Here is a 16,340-nt window from a genome sequence, read left to right as displayed (position 1 = left end):
GCGGCGTGCTCTATGACCAGATCGTCTGCGCGAACGGCTCGACGGTCACGGCGGCTCCGGCCGGCACGTCGCCACACTCGGCAGGCAGCACGATGAAGGCATCGGCTCGGCTCATCGAGCGCATCACACCCGAGCCCTGATGGTCGATGGGCACGACCTGCGGCGGGTCGGTCTCGAAATCCATCCGGGCGCGCAGGAAATTCTCTCGGCCCGGCCGTTTGCTCAAATCGGCTGCCGTTTCCAGCGTGAACCGGATCGGCGCCGCCGGCCTGCCGCCGGCCAGACGCACCAGCGCCGGGCGGACGAGCTGAATGAAGGTGACGGCCGCGGATACGGGATTGCCCGGCAGGCCGAAAAAACAGGCGTTGCCAACGGTACCGAACGCGAGCGGCTTGCCCGGCTTGATCGCGACCCGCCAGAAATCGATGGCACCCTTGTCACGCAGCACATCGACCACGTGATCGGCGGTGCCGACGGACACGCCACCGCTGGTGATCAGCGCATCGCATCCAGCGGCTTCATCAAAGGCGGCGGCAAGCGCAGACGGCGAGTCTTCGATCGCGCCTAGATCCACGCCCTCGATACCTAGCGCTTCGAGCTGGGCGGCCAGGCCATAGCGGTTGCTGTCATAGATCTCGCCGGGTGCCAGCGGCCCATCGATTGGCCGCAGTTCATCACCGGTCGAGAAAAAGGCCACCTGCAAACGACGGAACACCTCAACCTCGGCGACCCCGACCGACGCCAGCAGGGCGATATCGACCGGTCGCAGGAAATGACCGGCAACCAGCACATCATCGCCCCGGGCGATGTCCTCGCCGGCCGGCCGGATGTTGTCACCGGCCTGGGCCGGTTTGTCGATCGTCACGATCCACGGGTCGTCTTCGGTGGTGTTCTCCTGCATCACCACCGTGTCGACACCTTCAGGCACGACCGCGCCGGTCATGATGCGTACGCATTCGCCCGCGCCGAGCCGGCCGGTGAACGGATGCCCCGCCAGCGACTGGCCCGCGACTCGCAGCCGGATACCGGCCTGCGCGACGTCGTCCGCCGCGTAGCCGTAACCGTCCATCGATGAATTGTGCGCGCTCGGCACGTTCACGTCCGAGGTCACCGTCCGGCCGAGCACGCGGTGCAGCGCCTGCGGCAGCGGCACCCGCTCAGTTGCGTCGATCGGCGTGATGCGCTCGTCGATACGCCACCGGGCCTCGGCCAGCGGCATGGCAGCCGTGGGCGGCGCTGCGGGCGGTATGAATTGTCCCGACGGTTCGGACATTGCGGCCCCGTTACTTGTCAATCAAAAATAATCGGCCGATGACGCTACCGGCAGTCGGCCTCATTGTAGAAGACTCCGGGCTCGCTCGGGGCCGGGCTCGCTCAGCTTGGCATATCGCGGCACACCGTCGATAACAGCCATACCGAAGGGCACGCGGCCCGACCGAACCGACGAATAAGACCGCTCCCTGCCGCAACCCTGCGACCATCAGGGCGACCATCGCGTTGCGTGGCGGCAGCGCCCGATCGCGGCGCTTGGTTCGACTGACAGAGACATGCCCGGCGCCAGCGGCATATCCGCCCTGCCGAATGCGCAGCGGACACGCCGCTACCATTGATGTGACGCTTGCTTCGGCTCCGGCGGAACGCTGGAATCCGCGCCCCGCGGCGGTTTCGGCGCGCGCGAAAACGTGCGCTTATGCCGGGCGTTGCACTTCGCTCCGGAGCCCAGCGACCGCCTCCCGTACCAGCGGATGCAGGTCGTCGCCTGCATAATTGATCAACTGGGCACGGATGCGGGGCTCCCAGAATTTGCGGATGTGGGTCTGTATCTCCTGTATCGCGCGCTCTTCCGGGTAGACCTCGAAGTAGGCCGCGATCTGGTTGGCGCGATGCACCATCTTTCGGTCTTCCATTGCCTTACCTCCAGCGACCGCGGCTATTTGCCGCCAATATCGACGCCTTCGGCGACGGTTTCGGACGATCGCACAGGCTTTTGTTCATCGTCGCCGATCCGCTGCTGACGTTCGCGGGTCTCGATATACCGCTTCTGCCACTCGGACATCGTATGCGACGGCGTGACTTCGACGGCCGTGACCTTGTATTCGGGGCATTCGGTGGCCCAGTCGGAATGCTCGGTGGTCACGACGTTAGCCGCCGTTTCCGGAAAGTGGAAGGTTGTATACACCACGCCCGGCGTCATGCGCTCGCTGACTTTCGCGCGCAGCGTCGTCTCGCCCATGCGCGAGGCCACTGCCACGAGCGTGCCGTCCTTGATGCCGCGAACTTCGGCATCGGCCGGATGGACCTCAAGCACGTCCTGGCCGTGCCAGCGACCGTTGGCGGTCCGACGGGTCTGGGCGCCGACGTTGTACTGCGACAGGATCCGACCGGTCGTCAGCAGCAGCGGGAACTTGCGGTTGGCCCGCTCGTCGGTCGGCACGAACGGGGTCAGCATGAACTTGCCCTTGCCCCGTACGAAGGTATCAACGTGCATGACCGGCGTGCCTTGCGGATGATCTTCGTTACAGGGCCACTGCACGCTGCCCAGCGCATCGATCTTGTCGAAGGATACGCCAGCGAAGGTGGGCGTGGTCCGGGCGATCTCGTCCATGATCTCGCTGGCGTGCGCGTAGTTCATGGGATAGCCCAGCGCCCGGGCGAGCATCTGGGTGATCTCCCAGTCGGCATAGCCGGCCGGCGCGGTCTGGATCTTGCGCACCCGGTTGATCCGCCGCTCGGCGTTGGTGAACGTCCCGTCCTTTTCCAGGAACGTCGAGCCCGGCAGGAAGACATGGGCGTAGCTGGCGGTCTCGTTCAGGAAAATGTCCTGCACGATCACGCACTCCATCGCCTCCAGGCCGGCCGCGATGTGCTTGATGTTGGGATCCGACTGGAGGATGTCCTCGCCCTGGATGTAGATCGCCTTGAAGGTGCCCTCGATGGCGGCGTCGATCATGTTGGGAATACGCAGCCCCGGCTCGGGGTCGAGATCGACGTTCCATTCCTTCTGATAGTTCTCGCGCACCTCGGTCATCGACAGATGGCGATAGCCCGGGTACTCGTGCGGGAACGAGCCCATGTCGCAGGCGCCCTGGACATTGTTCTGGCCGCGCATCGGATTCAGGCCCACGCCCGGACGGCCGATGTTGCCGGTGGCCATGCACAGGTTCGCCATGCCCATGACCATGGTCGAGCCCTGGCTGTGCTCGGTCACGCCCAAGCCGTAGTAGATCCCGGCATTACCGCCGGTAGCATACAGCCGCGCGGCAGCACGCACGGATGCGGCCGGCACGCCGGTGTACTGCTCGGTGGCCTCCGGGCTGTTCTCGGGCCGGAGAATGAACTCGCGCCAGCCTTCGTATTCATCGAGATCGCAGCGTTCCTCGACGAAGGGGCGGTTTTCCAGCCCCTCCTCGAGGATGGTGTGGGCCATGGCGTTGACCAGCGCGACGTTGGTGCCGGGCCGGAGCTGCAGGTGATAGTCGGCCTGGATGTGCGGCGAGCGCACCAGATCGATCGCCCGGGGATCGGCCACGATCAGCTTCGCGCCGGCGCGCAGCCGCCGTTTCATCTGCGAGGCGAAAACCGGATGGGCATCGGTCGGGTTGGAGCCGATCACCAGCACCACGTCGCAGTGCTCGATCGAGTCGAAATCCTGGGTGCCGGCTGAGGTGCCGAAAGTGGTGCTCATGCCGTAGCCGGTCGGCGAATGACAGACGCGCGCACAAGTATCGACGTTGTTGGTGCCGAACACCGCGCGTGCGGTCTTCTGCATCAGATAGGTTTCTTCATTGGTGCAGCGCGACGAGGTGATCGCGCCGAGCGCGGCCCGGCCGTACTGATCCCGGATGCCGTTGATGCGGTCGACCGCGAAGTCGATCGCCTCTTCCCAGCCGACTTCGCGCCAGGGATCCGTGATCTTGTCGCGAATCATGGGCGAGGTAATGCGGTCGGGATGGTGCGTATAGCCCCAGGCGAAACGTCCCTTCACGCAGGAGTGGCCGTGGTTGGCCTTGCCTTCCTTGGCCGGCACCATCCGGATGACGTCGTCGCCCTTCATCTCGGCATTGAACGAGCAGCCTACGCCACAATAGGCACAGGTGGTCTTCTCCACGCGATCGGGCATGCCCTGCTCGACCACGTCCTTTTCGATCAAGGCCTCGGTCGGACAGGCCTGAATACAGGCGCCGCAGGACACACACTCCGACGACAGAAAGTCATCGCTATCGGTGCCCGCGCTGATCATCGAGGCAAAACCACGGCCGTCCACGGTCAGCGCGAACGTGCCCTGAACTTCGTCGCAGGCACGCACACAGCGCGAGCAGACGATGCAGCGCGTGGCATCGAAATCGAAGTAGGGATTGGACGTGTCGATCACCGCATCCTGGTGATTGCGCGGGTCCTTCGCGTAGCGGTTTTCGGTCACGCCCAGATCGCGCGCCAGCTCAAGCAGTTCGTCGTCGCCGCTGCCGTCCTGCTCACCGGCCACCCGGCTGGCGCCGGGATGATCCGACATGTAAAGCTCGACCACGCCACGCCGCAGCTGATTCAGCTTGTCGGAGGTGGTACGGACCTGCATGCCTTCGGCCACCTGGGTCGTGCAGGAGGCCGGGTAGCCCTTGCGGCCCTCGATTTCGACCAGACACAGACGACACGAACCGTAAGGTTCGAGATTATCCGAAGCACAGAGCTTGGGCACGCCGATGCCGGATTCGAGCGCGGCGCGCATGACCGAGGTCCCCTCAGGCACGGTGATCGACTGACCGTCGATCTCGAGTGTGACCTGAGTGTCCGATTCTCGCTTCGGCGTGCCGAAATCGACGGGATTAAGCGATGCCATGACGACCTCCTGGTGTCCGGCTATTGAACTTCGGCGGGCTCGCGCGCGCCGAAGTCCTCGGGAAAGTGGTTGAGGGCAGACAACACCGGGTACGGCGCCATCCCGCCGTGGGCGCAGAGAGATCCGTTGATCATGGTGTCGCAGAGTTCGCGCAGCAGGTCGAGATTGGTCTCGCGCTCGTCATCGGCGATGATGCGGTCGATCACCTCCTGAGCCCGGACCGAGCCAACCCGGCAGGGCGTGCACTTGCCGCAGGACTCCAGATCGCAGAATTCCATCGCGAATCGGGCCTGCTGGGCCATGTCGACCGTATCGTCGAAAACCACCATGCCGCCGTGACCGATCATGCTGTTCTTTTCGGCCATCTCCTCGTAACCGAGCGATGTGTCGAAACCGGCCGATGGCAGATAGGCGCCCAGCGGGCCGCCCACCTGAACCGCACGAACCGGACGGCCGCTCGCCGAACCGCCCCCGAGCGTGTTGATCACGTGATCCACCGTGGCTCCGAACGGCAGTTCGTAGAGCCCCGGACGCGCGACGTTGCCGCACAGCTGGATCGTGAGGGTGCCGCGGGACTTGTTGATACCGAAACCGTGATAGCTCGGCGCACCGTGGGCCATGATCGCGGGCACGGTGGACAGCGTGATGACGTTGTTGATCACGGTCGGCTGGCCGAGAAATCCCTTGACCGCCGGCAGCGGTGGCTTGAAGCGCACCATGCCACGTTTGCCTTCCAGGGATTCGAGCAGCGAGGTTTCCTCGCCGCAGATATAGGCGCCGGCGCCCATGCGGAGCTCAACGTCGAAGGCCCGGCCGGAACCCAGCACATCCTCGCCGAGCATGCCGTTGTCACGGGCGACCTCGATCGCTCGTTTCAATGTTCGCTCGGCGTCCGGATACTCGGAACGCAGATAGATGTAACCGCGGGTGGCGCCGACTGCGGCTGCCGAAATCGCCATGCCTTCGAGCAGCGTCAGCGGATCGCCCTCCATGATCATGCGATCCGCAAAGGTCCCGGAATCTCCTTCGTCGGCGTTGCAGACGATATATTTCGGTGTTTCCGGCGTATCGTGGACGGTCTGCCACTTGATTCCGGTCGGAAAACCCGCGCCGCCGCGACCGCGCAACCCGGATTCCTTGACCGCATCCACGATCGCCTGCCCGGTGTTTTCGAGCGCGGCACGCAGCCCGGCCGAGCCGCCGTGGGCCACGAAGTCGTCCCAGTCGGTCGGATCGATCACGCCGCAGCGTGCAAAGGTCACGCGGCGCTGCCCCTGGCTACGGAGCAGCGTATCGATATCATCGACATAACGCGGGTGCTCGGTCATCCGGCCGTTTTCGACGGCCTCGACCACGGAGGCAACCTCGTTGGCTGCGATCGGCCCGAAACCCAGACGATGGCCGTTCTGCTCGACCTCGATCAACGGCTCGAGCCAATACAGCCCACGAGAGCCGGTGCGTACGATCGTGGCCTCCGGCGCGGCATGTTCGAGCGCCACGGCTGTTTCAGCGGCACCGATCGATACGGCAGCGCTGTCCTTGGAAATATAGTATTTCATGAAGGGGCTCCGCTGTCGGCGGCCACAAGTGCGCTGACACGCTCGGCATCCATCCGCCCGAGCGTGCGGCCATCGAGCTGAACGGACGGCGCGCAGGCACAGTTACCGAGGCAGTAGACGGCCTCGACCCCGACCTCCCCGCTGCCGTTCGCAGCAGCCTCGGTGGCCGCTGCCCAGACATCACGCCCGCCGACAGCCTGACAGGCTTCGGCCCGACAGACCTTGAGCGTATGCGTGGCATGCGGCGCTCGATGGAAGTCGTGATAAAAGGTGACCACGCCGAACACTTCGGCCCGCGACAGGTTGAGCTCGTCGGCCACGGTATCGATCGCGGTGTCAGATACATACCCGATGCTGGCCTGAATATCATGCAGAATGGGTATCAAAGGACCTTCATCGTCGCCATGCGCTGCACAAATCATTCGTACAGCGGCATCCGCGTCGTCCCGTTCCTTGGCCATCGCTAAAAATCCTAGTCTTAATAAAGACGACAATCGTGGGGCAACTTGATTGTGTGTATTAAAACTTTATCGCGCGACTGACGGTCGACCAAATACGCCCTTTGGATTAGGCACCACGCCACAGCACTTGATTCCCGGCTGCGCGCGCCACACGCAATGGCCTTTGCCCCCTGGGACGGCCAACTTCCCCGTTGGGAGGGCAAGTATCAATCGGGTATTTGTTGAAAGCGCGCAATCGCGAAGCTCACACCGGCCCACAAACGCATCGCCCGTGGGTCCTGCATCACAGCCGTTCGGCGAGCGTCCGGGCGTCTTCGTCACTGTTGATGTTGGCGAAACGTTCCTCCGAAGCCCAGTCGACGATGACGCGGTCGGTATTTTCCTGCCAGTCCGCCACCCGGCGTACGCCCGAGAACAGAGCCGCCTGGACATCGTCGAGCATAGAACGCCGCATCAGGGCGTGCAGTGGATGCAGGCGTTCCGGCGTACGCGCGATCGCAATATCGGTATCCGGCTTCATCGCGGCGGCCAGCCGTTCCGCCATGTCCAGCGGCATCATAGGCGTGTCGACCGGCACGATCAGCACATAGGGTGTCGCCGCCGCCTTGAGTACGGTTGCGATGCCGGCCAAGGGCCCGCGGTGATCGTCGCTGTCATCAGCGTGCACGGTATAACCGAGCTTCCGATACCGGGACAGTGACCGATTGGCACTGATCACGATCCGGGCCGCCTGCGGCCGGACACGCTGGATCGTGCGTTCGATCAGCGACTGACCGGCCAAGCTGTACCAACCCTTGTCGATGCCTCCCAGGCGACGGCCTTCGCCGCCGGCCAGGATGCCCGCGGTAATCTGTTCGGGAGCAATCTTCATGGCGTTATTCTGTCGATCCCGCCGGGTTCGGGCAATGCTCGTCTCCTGCGTTAGAACTTTTTCTAACGCGAGCGTTCCAAACGTCAGCAGGTCCCCGGCGGCGACAGCGAGGCTTCAGACGCGATGCGATGTTTTGCGATCGGACTTCTAGCCTCCAGTCTGCTCACCTTCGTCACCGGAGCCCAGGCCAGCGGTCTGGGCGCGCGGATGGAGCGGGCCATGGCCGCGCCGCCGCCCGAGAGCACCTCGCGCACCCGACGTGTCGGGCGCGACGACATGGCGAGCGGGTTGAAGTGCATTTTGACCGACGGCGCCAGCGCGGCGGCCCTCGAACTCGGCGCGCCGGGTGGCTTCGGCCCACATCGGCCCCTCGGTCGTTTGCCGGCCATGCACGGCCCGGCGGGTCAGGATATCCGTGTCGCCCACATCGCAAGCGCCGCCGAAAATACCGCGAGCCAGGCCGGCCCTGTTTTACGCGAAGCGATCAACGCACTCCACATCCCCGATCCTCAGGTACTGCTCGAGCATGGCGCCCCGGCCGCCACCACATTTCTCGCCGATCACGCCAGCCAGTACCTGCGCTGCGCATTGGCGCCTATCGCGGCCCGCGCCTATGCCATGGTGACACGCGCCCCTTGGCGCCAGATCGAGTCGAAGACAAGCGCGCCGAATTCCCTGCTGGCCGATCACATCGCGAGCCAAACGGTCGACGCGCTGCTCGATGCGATGGCACGGCAGGAATATCTTATCCGCCGCGGCCCGGCGGCCCATGCCGGCCCGCAACAGGCGCGCATTTTCGGCTAACCGACCTAGCGCGGATCTTGAGACGGGCCCTTGTGCCCTGCCGGCGCCGGCCGAGGCGCTGCCCGTCAGCGGCGCTAACTCGCCATCCGCACACGACGCGGCGCCAGGCGCTCGAGGAACGCCTGTTGATCGGCGAGGATGCGACGATTGGCCAGAATGAGCCATTCCGCCAGATTAGGCTCGTACGGCAACGCCAACAACTTCATGCCGGCCTGCTCCGGTGTTCGGTCGTCCTTGTAGCGGTTGCACGGCTCACAGGTGGAGACGACGTTGCACCATGCATGTTCGCCGCCTTTCGACCTCGGGACCACATGTTCGATCTGCATCTGGGCAAAGCTCAATTGCGTGCCGCAGTATAGGCACAGCCCGCCATCGCGGTGGAACAATTCACGGCGCGTCAGCGTCGGCACCAGGTTACGCGTGAACCGGTGCGAACGATCGCGTACCGCGATGATGGAATCGATGGCGATTTCGCTGCGCGCCCCCGTTTCGCGCGATCGCCCGCCCCGCAAAACAATCTTCTCGCTACCGGCTTCCCAGGCGATCTTGTCCGTGAAATACAGGCTTACGGCTTCGCGCCAATCCACCCACTCCACGGGTAGACCGCCGGCATCGAGTTTCAGAATGCGTGGTATCACCAACACGAAGTGCGACCTCCTTTCGCCGCAACCGGCCACTCCGGGCGGACATCGCTTGTCAACACTTCTTTCTTGTACCGGAAAGATCGTGACCCGCGCAATCATGCGCGCGGCACGCTCATGACCGGTGGGCGTAACAGCGGGCGCTGGGCAAGGAGACGAGAGATGGGCTGCGCGCAGGCCACCTGCATAAAAAAAGCCCCGACGCGTGAGCGACGGGGCTTTTTATTTGGAGCCTGGCGGTGACCTACTCTCACATGGGGAGACCCCACACTACCATCGGCGCTGAGCGGTTTCACTTCCGAGTTCGGAATGGGTTCGGGTGGTTCCCACTCGCTATGGCCGCCAGGCAAACTGGAACAATCGGGTTTGTAATCGAACACTGCTTTGGCTCGGCGCAAAAGCGCTTGAGCGTTATATGACCAAGCCTCACGGGCGATTAGTACCAGTAAGCTGAATACGTTGCCGCACTTACACACCTGGCCTATCAACGTCCTCGTCTCGGACGACCCTTAAGAGCTCTCAAGGAGCTAGCGAGATCTCATCTTGAGGTGGGCTTCGCGCTTAGATGCTTTCAGCGCTTATCCCTTCCGTACGTAGCTACCCGGCAATGCCACGGGCGTGACAACCGGAACACCAGAGGTACGTCCAACCCGGTCCTCTCGTACTAAGGTCAGATCCTCTCAAATCTCGAACGCCTACGGCAGATAGGGACCGAACTGTCTCACGACGTTCTAAACCCAGCTCGCGTACCACTTTAAATGGCGAACAGCCATACCCTTGGGACCTGCTTCAGCCCCAGGATGTGATGAGCCGACATCGAGGTGCCAAACTCCTCCGTCGATGTGGACTCTTGGGAGGAATCAGCCTGTTATCCCCGGCGTACCTTTTATCCGTTGAGCGATGGCCCTTCCATACAGAACCACCGGATCACTAAGACCTACTTTCGTACCTGCTCGACCCGTCGGTCTCACAGTCAAGCACCCTTTTGCCTTTACACTCGTTGCACGATTTCCGACCGTGCTGAGGGTACCTTTGCACTCCTCCGTTACTCTTTAGGAGGAGACCGCCCCAGTCAAACTACCTACCATACACTGTCCCTGATCCCGATAAGGGACCCAGGTTAGAACCTCGAACATTTCAGGGCGGTATTTCAAGGGTGGCTCCACGCCGGCTAGCGCCAACGCTTCATCGCCTCCCGCCTATCCTACACAAAAATATTCAAGATCCAGTGCAAAGCTGTAGTAAAGGTGCACGGGGTCTTTCCGTCTTGCCGCAGGAACACTGCATCTTCACAGCAATTTCGATTTCACTGAGTCTCGGGTGGAGACAGTGTGGCCATCGTTACGCCATTCGTGCAGGTCGGAACTTACCCGACAAGGAATTTCGCTACCTTAGGACCGTTATAGTTACGGCCGCCGTTTACCGGGGCTTCAATCAAGAGCTTCGCCGAAGCTAACCCCATCATTTAACCTTCCGGCACCGGGCAGGCGTCACACCCTATACATCCACTTACGTGTTAGCAGAGTGCTGTGTTTTTAGTAAACAGTCGCAGCCACCTGGTCTCTGCGGCCCCTTTCAGCTCAGACCGCAAGGGCCTTCACCTAACAGGGGCGTACCTTCTCCCGAAGTTACGGTACCATTTTGCCGAATTCCTTCACCCGAGTTGTCTCATACGCCTTAGGATTCTCACCTTATCCACCTGTGTCGGTTTGGGGTACGGTCTGCTTAACCTGAAGCTTAGAGGTTTTTCCTGGAAGCGTGGTATCAACTGCTTCGCGCCCTTGGGCACTCGTCATCGCTTCTCGACATTAGCCTTCCGGATTTGCCTGGAAGACCTGCCTACAAGCTTAAACCGGGATAACCATCACCCGGCCAGCCTAACCTTCTTCGTCACCCCATCGCAGTTAAGCGAGGTACGGGAATATTAACCCGTTTCCCATCGACTACGCCTTTCGGCCTCGCCTTAGGAGCCGACTCACCCTGCGCCGAATAGCGTTGCGCAGGAAACCTTGGATTTTCGGCGGGCAGGTTTTTCACCTGCCTTATCGTTACTCACGTCAGCATTCGCACTTCCGATACCTCCAGCAAACCTCACGGTTCACCTTCACGGCCTACGGAACGCTCCTCTACCACTTACAATAAATTGCAAGTCCGCAGCTTCGGTGCATGGCTTTAGCCCCGTTATATCTTCCGCGCGGGCCGACTAGATCAGTGAGCTATTACGCTTTCTTTAAAGGATGGCTGCTTCTAAGCCAACCTCCTGACTGTCTGTGCCTTCCCACATCGTTTGCCACTTAGCCATGACTTGGGGACCTTAGCTGGCGGTCTGGGTTGTTTCCCTTTCCACTACGGAAGTTAGCTCTCGCAGTGTGTCTCCCGTGCTTAAACTTGCCGGTATTCGGAGTTTGCCTCGGTTTGGTAATCTCTTATGAGACCCCTAGCCGAAACAGTGCTCTACCCCCGGCAGTCATACACGAGGCGCTACCTAAATAGCTTTCGAGGAGAACCAGCTATCTCCGGGCTTGATTAGCCTTTCACTCCTATCCACAGTTCATCCCCTAATTTTTCAACATTAGTGGGTTCGGGCCTTCAGTCGGTGTTACCCGACCTTCACCCTGACCATGGATAGATCGCCCGGTTTCGGGTCTACTCCCAGCAACTCGTCGCCCTATTAAGACTCGGTTTCCCTACGCTTCCCCTATCCGGTTAAGCTTGCTACTGAGAAGTAAGTCGCTGACCCATTATACAAAAGGTACGCCATCACCCGTCCGAAGACAGGCTCTGACTGCTTGTACGCACACGGTTTCAGGTTCTATTTCACTCCCCTCACCGGGGTTCTTTTCGCCTTTCCCTCACGGTACTGGTTCACTATCGGTCGACAGAGAGTATTTAGCCTTGGAGGATGGTCCCCCCATGTTCAAACAGAGTTTCTCGTGCTCCGTCCTACTCGATTTCACTTCGAACGCTCTTTCGTGTACGGGGCTTTCACCCTCTATGGCGTGCCTTTCCTGGACACTTCCACTAGAACAATCGAAGCTTAAGGGCTGGTCCCGTTTCGCTCGCCGCTACTCAGGGAATCTCAATTGATTTCTGTTCCTTCGGGTACTTAGATGTTTCAGTTCCCCGAGTTTGCCTCCCATGGCTATGTATTCACCATGGGATACTTGCCTCTCAGCAAGTGGGTTTCCCCATTCGGAAATCTCCGGGTCAAAGTCTGTTTGCCGACTCACCGAAGCTTATCGCAGGCTGCTACGTCCTTCATCGCCTTCTGTCGCCAAGGCATCCACCGTGTGCGCTTGGTCACTTGGTCATATAACCTCAAGCGCTTCCGCGCTTAAAGTCTATGAGCAACTCATATATTCTTCGCTAAAAGAATACAGTGTTCGATTACAATCCGATTGTTAAAGAGCGGTGATCGAAATCACAACAAACGATCCCTCGTTTGTTCTGATCTCGAATGGTGGAGCTGAGCGGGTTCGAACCGCTGACCCCCTGCTTGCAAAGCAGGTGCTCTCCCAGCTGAGCTACAGCCCCGAGGTCGACACGCCTGAAAACTGGTGGGTCTGGGAAGATTTGAACTTCCGACCTCACCCTTATCAGGGGTGCGCTCTGACCAACTGAGCTACAGACCCAAAGCTATCGCGGCAACGCCGCCATGACTGACCGCTAACGTGTAAGTGACTTGTGTGGGCACTCCCATGGGACAACGTAAAGCCGTTCTCTAAAGGAGGTGATCCAGCCGCAGGTTCCCCTACGGCTACCTTGTTACGACTTCACCCCAGTCATCGACCACACCGTGGTGACCGTCCTCTCCGAAGAGTTAGACTAGCCACTTCTGGTGCAGCCGACTTCCATGGTGTGACGGGCGGTGTGTACAAGGCCCGGGAACGTATTCACCGCAGCATTGCTGATCTGCGATTACTAGCGATTCCGACTTCATGTAGTCGAGTTGCAGACTACAATCCGGACTGGGACAAGCTTTATGGGATTGGCACCCCTTCGCAGGTTCGCAACCCTTTGTACTTGCCATTGTAGCACGTGTGTAGCCCTGCCCATAAGGGCCATGATGACTTGACGTCATCCCCACCTTCCTCCGGTTTGTCACCGGCAGTCTCCTTAGAGTGCCCAACTTAATGCTGGCAACTAAGGATAGGGGTTGCGCTCGTTGCGGGACTTAACCCAACATCTCACGACACGAGCTGACGACAGCCATGCAGCACCTGTCACTGCGCTCCCGAAGGCACCCCTTCGTCTCCAAAGGGTTCGCAGGATGTCAAGGGCAGGTAAGGTTCTTCGCGTTGCATCGAATTAAACCACATGCTCCACCGCTTGTGCGGGCCCCCGTCAATTCCTTTGAGTTTCAACCTTGCGGCCGTACTCCCCAGGCGGAGAACTTAACGCGTTAGCTGCGACACTGGTCGACTATGTCAACCAACGTCTAGTTCTCATCGTTTACGGCGTGGACTACCAGGGTATCTAATCCTGTTTGCTACCCACGCTTTCGAGCCTCAGCGTCAATATTGGCCCAGAAGACTGCCTTCGCCATTGGTGTTCCTCCACATATCTACGCATTTCACCGCTACACGTGGAATTCCGTCTTCCTCTACCATATTCTAGTCACGCAGTTTCGAGTGCAATTCCAAGGTTGAGCCCTGGGCTTTCACACCCGACACACGCGACCGCCTGCACTCGCTTTACGCCCAGTAATTCCGATTAACGCTCGCACCCTCCGTATTACCGCGGCTGCTGGCACGGAGTTAGCCGGTGCTTATTCTGCAGGTACCGTCAATACGCTCGGTGTATTAAACCGGCGCTTTTCTTTCCTGCTTAAAGTGCTTTACAACCCTAGGGCCTTCTTCACACACGCGGCATGGCTGGATCAGGCTTGCGCCCATTGTCCAATATTCCCCACTGCTGCCTCCCGTAGGAGTCCGGGCCGTGTCTCAGTCCCGGTGTGGCTGATCATCCTCTCAGACCAGCTACTGATCGTCGCCTTGGTAGGCCGTTACCCCACCAACTAGCTAATCAGACGTAGACTCATCTTTTAGCGCGAGGGTAGAAGAGCCCCGCTTTGCTCCGTAGAGATTATGCAGTATTAGCCTGAGTTTCCCCAGGTTGTCCTCCACTAAAAGGCAGATATCTACGCTTTACTCACCCGTCCGCCGCTCGTCAGCAAGGTGCAAGCACCTCCTGCTACCGCTCGACTTGCATGTGTTAGGCCTGCCGCCAGCGTTCAATCTGAGCCAGGATCAAACTCTCCAGTTTAATTACTTCTCAACTGGTGCACGATTGATCCAATCGTGCGAGTCATCCCAAGCTTTATGCTTTGGATGCTCTATAGGGCTTGGCTTAACGCCACCCCACAGGAGCACCCACACAAGTCACTTACAAGTTGTTAAAGATCTGCCATCTGCTCCGATCAAGCGATTCGCTTAATCGGTGCCTGAAGCGTTGCAAGAGCGCGTATTCTACGCCGTTCCAACACCCTGTCAACTCCTTTTTCGAATCATTCGAAATCGTCGTTGACCGACTTTCAGCACCGCCCCAAGGCGGCCTTCCAGTCTGCAACAAATCAACCGAATCAAGCAAATGCTTTTTTCTTCGATTCGCTGCCCCAGCCTGCCGATCCACCTTCTAAAAGACGTCCCGGAAAACTGGCCCGCTTCGCGTTCAACCCCGGCGCCGTGGCACCGTCCAAAAGGCTTGCTGCGTTGCGAGAGGGCGCATTCTAGACCTTCGTCGATAAGTGTCAACAAGTTTTCTGAAATAATTCTGCAACAGGCGCAAAACGCCCGTCATACCGAGCTCTTGCCGCGTGGCCTCAACAGGCCTCAAGGCGCACGCGCGCAATTCGACGCTTGCCGACCTGGAGCAGACAGGTCTGGCCGGCATGCAGCGTGTGCCGGGCATTCTTGACCGGTTCGCCGTCCAGCCGGACGGCGCCCTGCTTGATCAGGCGCATGCCCTCGCCGTTGCTCTGGGTCAGCCCCGCCGCGACCAACAGCGCCGCCATCTGCAGCCCGCCGCCGTCGACGCTCACCGGGGTCACCGGCAGGTCTTCGGGCACGACTCCTTGCTGAAAACGCGACACAAATGCCTCATGGGCATCTGCCGCCGCGGCATCGCCGTGGAAGCGGGCCACGATCTCGCCGGCAAGCTTGTACTTGTAATCGCGCGGATTCGCCCCGGCGTCGACCTCGCGCCGATAACGAGCGATGGTGTCGGCCGGCTCGAACGACAATAGCTCGAAGTAGCGCCACATCAGCTCGTCGGATATCGACATCAGCTTGCCGTACTGCTCGTTCGGCGCTTCGTCGATTGCCACATAGTTGCCGAGCGACTTGGACATCTTGTTCACGCCGTCCAACCCTTCGAGCAGCGGCATGGTCAGAACGGCCTGCGGCTTCTGGCCGTAGATCTGCTGTAGATGCCGCCCCATCAGCAGATTGAACTTCTGGTCCGTGCCACCGAGTTCGAGATCGGCCTCGAGCGCCACTGAATCGTACCCCTGCAACAGCGGATACAGGAATTCGTGAATGGCGATGGGCTGGTTGGACTGATAACGCTTGTGGAAATCGTCGCGCTCGAGCATTCGAGCCACGGTGTGCTTGGCGGCCAGCTTGATCATGTCCGCGCCGGAGAATGCGTTCAGCCAGCTCGAGTTGAACACGACGCGGGTGCGATCCGGGTCGAGAATTCGATAGATCTGGGCCTCGTAAGTGCGCGCGTTGGCCGCGACCTCGGCCTCGGTGAGCGGCTTGCGGGTGACATTCTTTCCCGTGGGATCGCCGATCATGCCGGTGAAGTCGCCGATCAGGAAGACCACGTCATGACCCATGTCCTGGAACCAGCGCAGCTTGTTGAGCAAAACCGTATGCCCGAGATGCAGATCCGGCGCTGTTGGATCGAAGCCGGCCTTGATCACCAGCCGCTCACCGCTGGCGCTCGCCTTCTCAAACCGCTCCCGGAATTCGGCTTCCGGAATGATCTCATCCGCCCCGCGCACGATCTCGGCCCAGTCTTGACTCGTCAACGCCTGCTCCATCTATCTGGTCTCGGTTGCGCGCCAAGTCTAGGGCCTGTCGCCATTTCATGCGAGACCGCACCGGCGCCCCTCGAACCGCACGCCGAGACGCCGCGGGCACGGTCGCACCCCGGCACGGGCAAACG

General features: G+C 60.6%; 10 protein-coding genes, 2 tRNA genes and 3 rRNA genes. 2 read left to right on the top strand and 13 right to left on the bottom strand.

Translation table 11 applies throughout. The features are described from left to right. Positions 1-10: 10 nt before the first annotated feature. The 6 genes from glp to mobA form a co-directional block, all read right to left on the bottom strand. Complete coding sequence (gene glp, locus SALB1_RS08390; protein WP_255414530.1) at positions 11-1,273, bottom strand: gephyrin-like molybdotransferase Glp; 1,263 nt, start codon at positions 1,271-1,273, stop codon at positions 11-13. Positions 1,274-1,688: 415 nt separating this feature from the next. Next, positions 1,689-1,907, bottom strand: coding sequence for a formate dehydrogenase subunit delta (locus SALB1_RS08385; protein ID WP_109993445.1), 219 nt, complete (start codon positions 1,905-1,907; stop codon positions 1,689-1,691). Positions 1,908-1,930: 23 nt separating this feature from the next. Continuing rightward, positions 1,931-4,834 (bottom strand): formate dehydrogenase subunit alpha, encoded by a 2,904-nt coding sequence (gene fdhF, locus SALB1_RS08380; protein WP_109993444.1) that lies wholly within the window; start codon positions 4,832-4,834, stop codon positions 1,931-1,933. A gap of 20 nt (positions 4,835-4,854) precedes the next feature. Next, on the bottom strand, positions 4,855-6,393 hold the full coding sequence (locus tag SALB1_RS08375) for an NADH-ubiquinone oxidoreductase-F iron-sulfur binding region domain-containing protein (RefSeq protein ID WP_109993443.1): 1,539 nt from the start codon (positions 6,391-6,393) through the stop codon (positions 4,855-4,857). After that, positions 6,390-6,854 carry an NAD(P)H-dependent oxidoreductase subunit E gene (locus SALB1_RS08370; RefSeq protein WP_109993442.1) on the bottom strand — a complete coding sequence of 155 codons (465 nt, stop codon included), beginning with the start codon at positions 6,852-6,854 and terminating at the stop codon, positions 6,390-6,392. Before SALB1_RS08370 ends, SALB1_RS08375 begins: the two co-directional genes overlap by 4 nt. A 283-nt stretch (positions 6,855-7,137) precedes the next feature. Continuing rightward, positions 7,138-7,725: a molybdenum cofactor guanylyltransferase MobA gene (mobA, locus tag SALB1_RS08365; protein WP_109993441.1), complete on the bottom strand. Its 588-nt coding sequence runs from the start codon at positions 7,723-7,725 to the stop codon at positions 7,138-7,140. A 123-nt stretch (positions 7,726-7,848) separates the two neighbouring features. Between mobA and SALB1_RS08360 the strand changes: the two genes are divergently transcribed. Next, positions 7,849-8,529, top strand: a complete 681-nt coding sequence (locus SALB1_RS08360) for a DUF4197 family protein (RefSeq protein WP_109993440.1) — start codon at positions 7,849-7,851, stop codon at positions 8,527-8,529. Between the two features lie 74 nt (positions 8,530-8,603). Here the strand turns inward: SALB1_RS08360 and SALB1_RS08355 are convergent, their stop codons facing one another. From SALB1_RS08355 to SALB1_RS08330, 6 genes are all read right to left on the bottom strand, one after another. Continuing rightward, positions 8,604-9,272 carry an HNH endonuclease gene (locus SALB1_RS08355; RefSeq protein WP_255414529.1) on the bottom strand — a complete coding sequence of 223 codons (669 nt, stop codon included), beginning with the start codon at positions 9,270-9,272 and terminating at the stop codon, positions 8,604-8,606. Between the two features lie 129 nt (positions 9,273-9,401). After that, positions 9,402-9,517 (bottom strand): 5S ribosomal RNA (rrf, locus tag SALB1_RS08350). 68 nt (positions 9,518-9,585) lie between these two features. Further along, positions 9,586-12,480 (bottom strand): 23S ribosomal RNA (locus tag SALB1_RS08345). Positions 12,481-12,628: 148 nt separating this feature from the next. Continuing rightward, positions 12,629-12,704 (bottom strand) — tRNA-Ala (locus tag SALB1_RS08340). A gap of 21 nt (positions 12,705-12,725) precedes the next feature. Next, positions 12,726-12,802: transfer RNA gene (locus tag SALB1_RS08335), tRNA-Ile, on the bottom strand. Between the two features lie 91 nt (positions 12,803-12,893). Further along, positions 12,894-14,435, bottom strand: a 16S ribosomal RNA gene (locus SALB1_RS08330). The 16S, 23S and 5S rRNA genes sit together here with 2 tRNA genes alongside, the layout of an rRNA operon. Positions 14,436-14,692: 257 nt before the next feature. Between SALB1_RS08330 and SALB1_RS18745 the strand changes: the two genes are divergently transcribed. Next, on the top strand, positions 14,693-14,902 hold the full coding sequence (locus tag SALB1_RS18745) for a hypothetical protein (protein ID WP_145961282.1): 210 nt from the start codon (positions 14,693-14,695) through the stop codon (positions 14,900-14,902). Positions 14,903-14,991: 89 nt separating this feature from the next. On the opposite strand, the gene tyrS is transcribed toward SALB1_RS18745, so the two are convergent. Beyond that, positions 14,992-16,215 (bottom strand): tyrosine--tRNA ligase, encoded by a 1,224-nt coding sequence (gene tyrS / locus SALB1_RS08325; protein ID WP_109993439.1) that lies wholly within the window; start codon positions 16,213-16,215, stop codon positions 14,992-14,994. Positions 16,216-16,340 lie beyond the last annotated feature (125 nt).

Source organism: Salinisphaera sp. LB1, assembly GCF_003177035.1.
Lineage (GTDB): Bacteria > Pseudomonadota > Gammaproteobacteria > Nevskiales > Salinisphaeraceae > Salinisphaera.
Note: the sequence above shows the minus strand (reverse complement) of the source record. Positions and strands in the feature narration are given on the sequence as shown.

Coding starts and splice junctions, on each gene's coding strand:
- glp (WP_255414530.1), bottom strand. CDS start 1,273: ATGTCCGAACCGTCGGGACAATTCATACCGCCCGCAGCGCCGCCCACG.
- SALB1_RS08385 (WP_109993445.1), bottom strand. CDS start 1,907: ATGGAAGACCGAAAGATGGTGCATCGCGCCAACCAGATCGCGGCCTAC.
- fdhF (WP_109993444.1), bottom strand. CDS start 4,834: ATGGCATCGCTTAATCCCGTCGATTTCGGCACGCCGAAGCGAGAATCG.
- SALB1_RS08375 (WP_109993443.1), bottom strand. CDS start 6,393: ATGAAATACTATATTTCCAAGGACAGCGCTGCCGTATCGATCGGTGCC.
- SALB1_RS08370 (WP_109993442.1), bottom strand. CDS start 6,854: ATGGCCAAGGAACGGGACGACGCGGATGCCGCTGTACGAATGATTTGT.
- mobA (WP_109993441.1), bottom strand. CDS start 7,725: ATGAAGATTGCTCCCGAACAGATTACCGCGGGCATCCTGGCCGGCGGC.
- SALB1_RS08360 (WP_109993440.1), top strand. CDS start 7,849: ATGCGATGTTTTGCGATCGGACTTCTAGCCTCCAGTCTGCTCACCTTC.
- SALB1_RS08355 (WP_255414529.1), bottom strand. CDS start 9,272: ATGATTGCGCGGGTCACGATCTTTCCGGTACAAGAAAGAAGTGTTGAC.
- tyrS (WP_109993439.1), bottom strand. CDS start 16,215: ATGGAGCAGGCGTTGACGAGTCAAGACTGGGCCGAGATCGTGCGCGGG.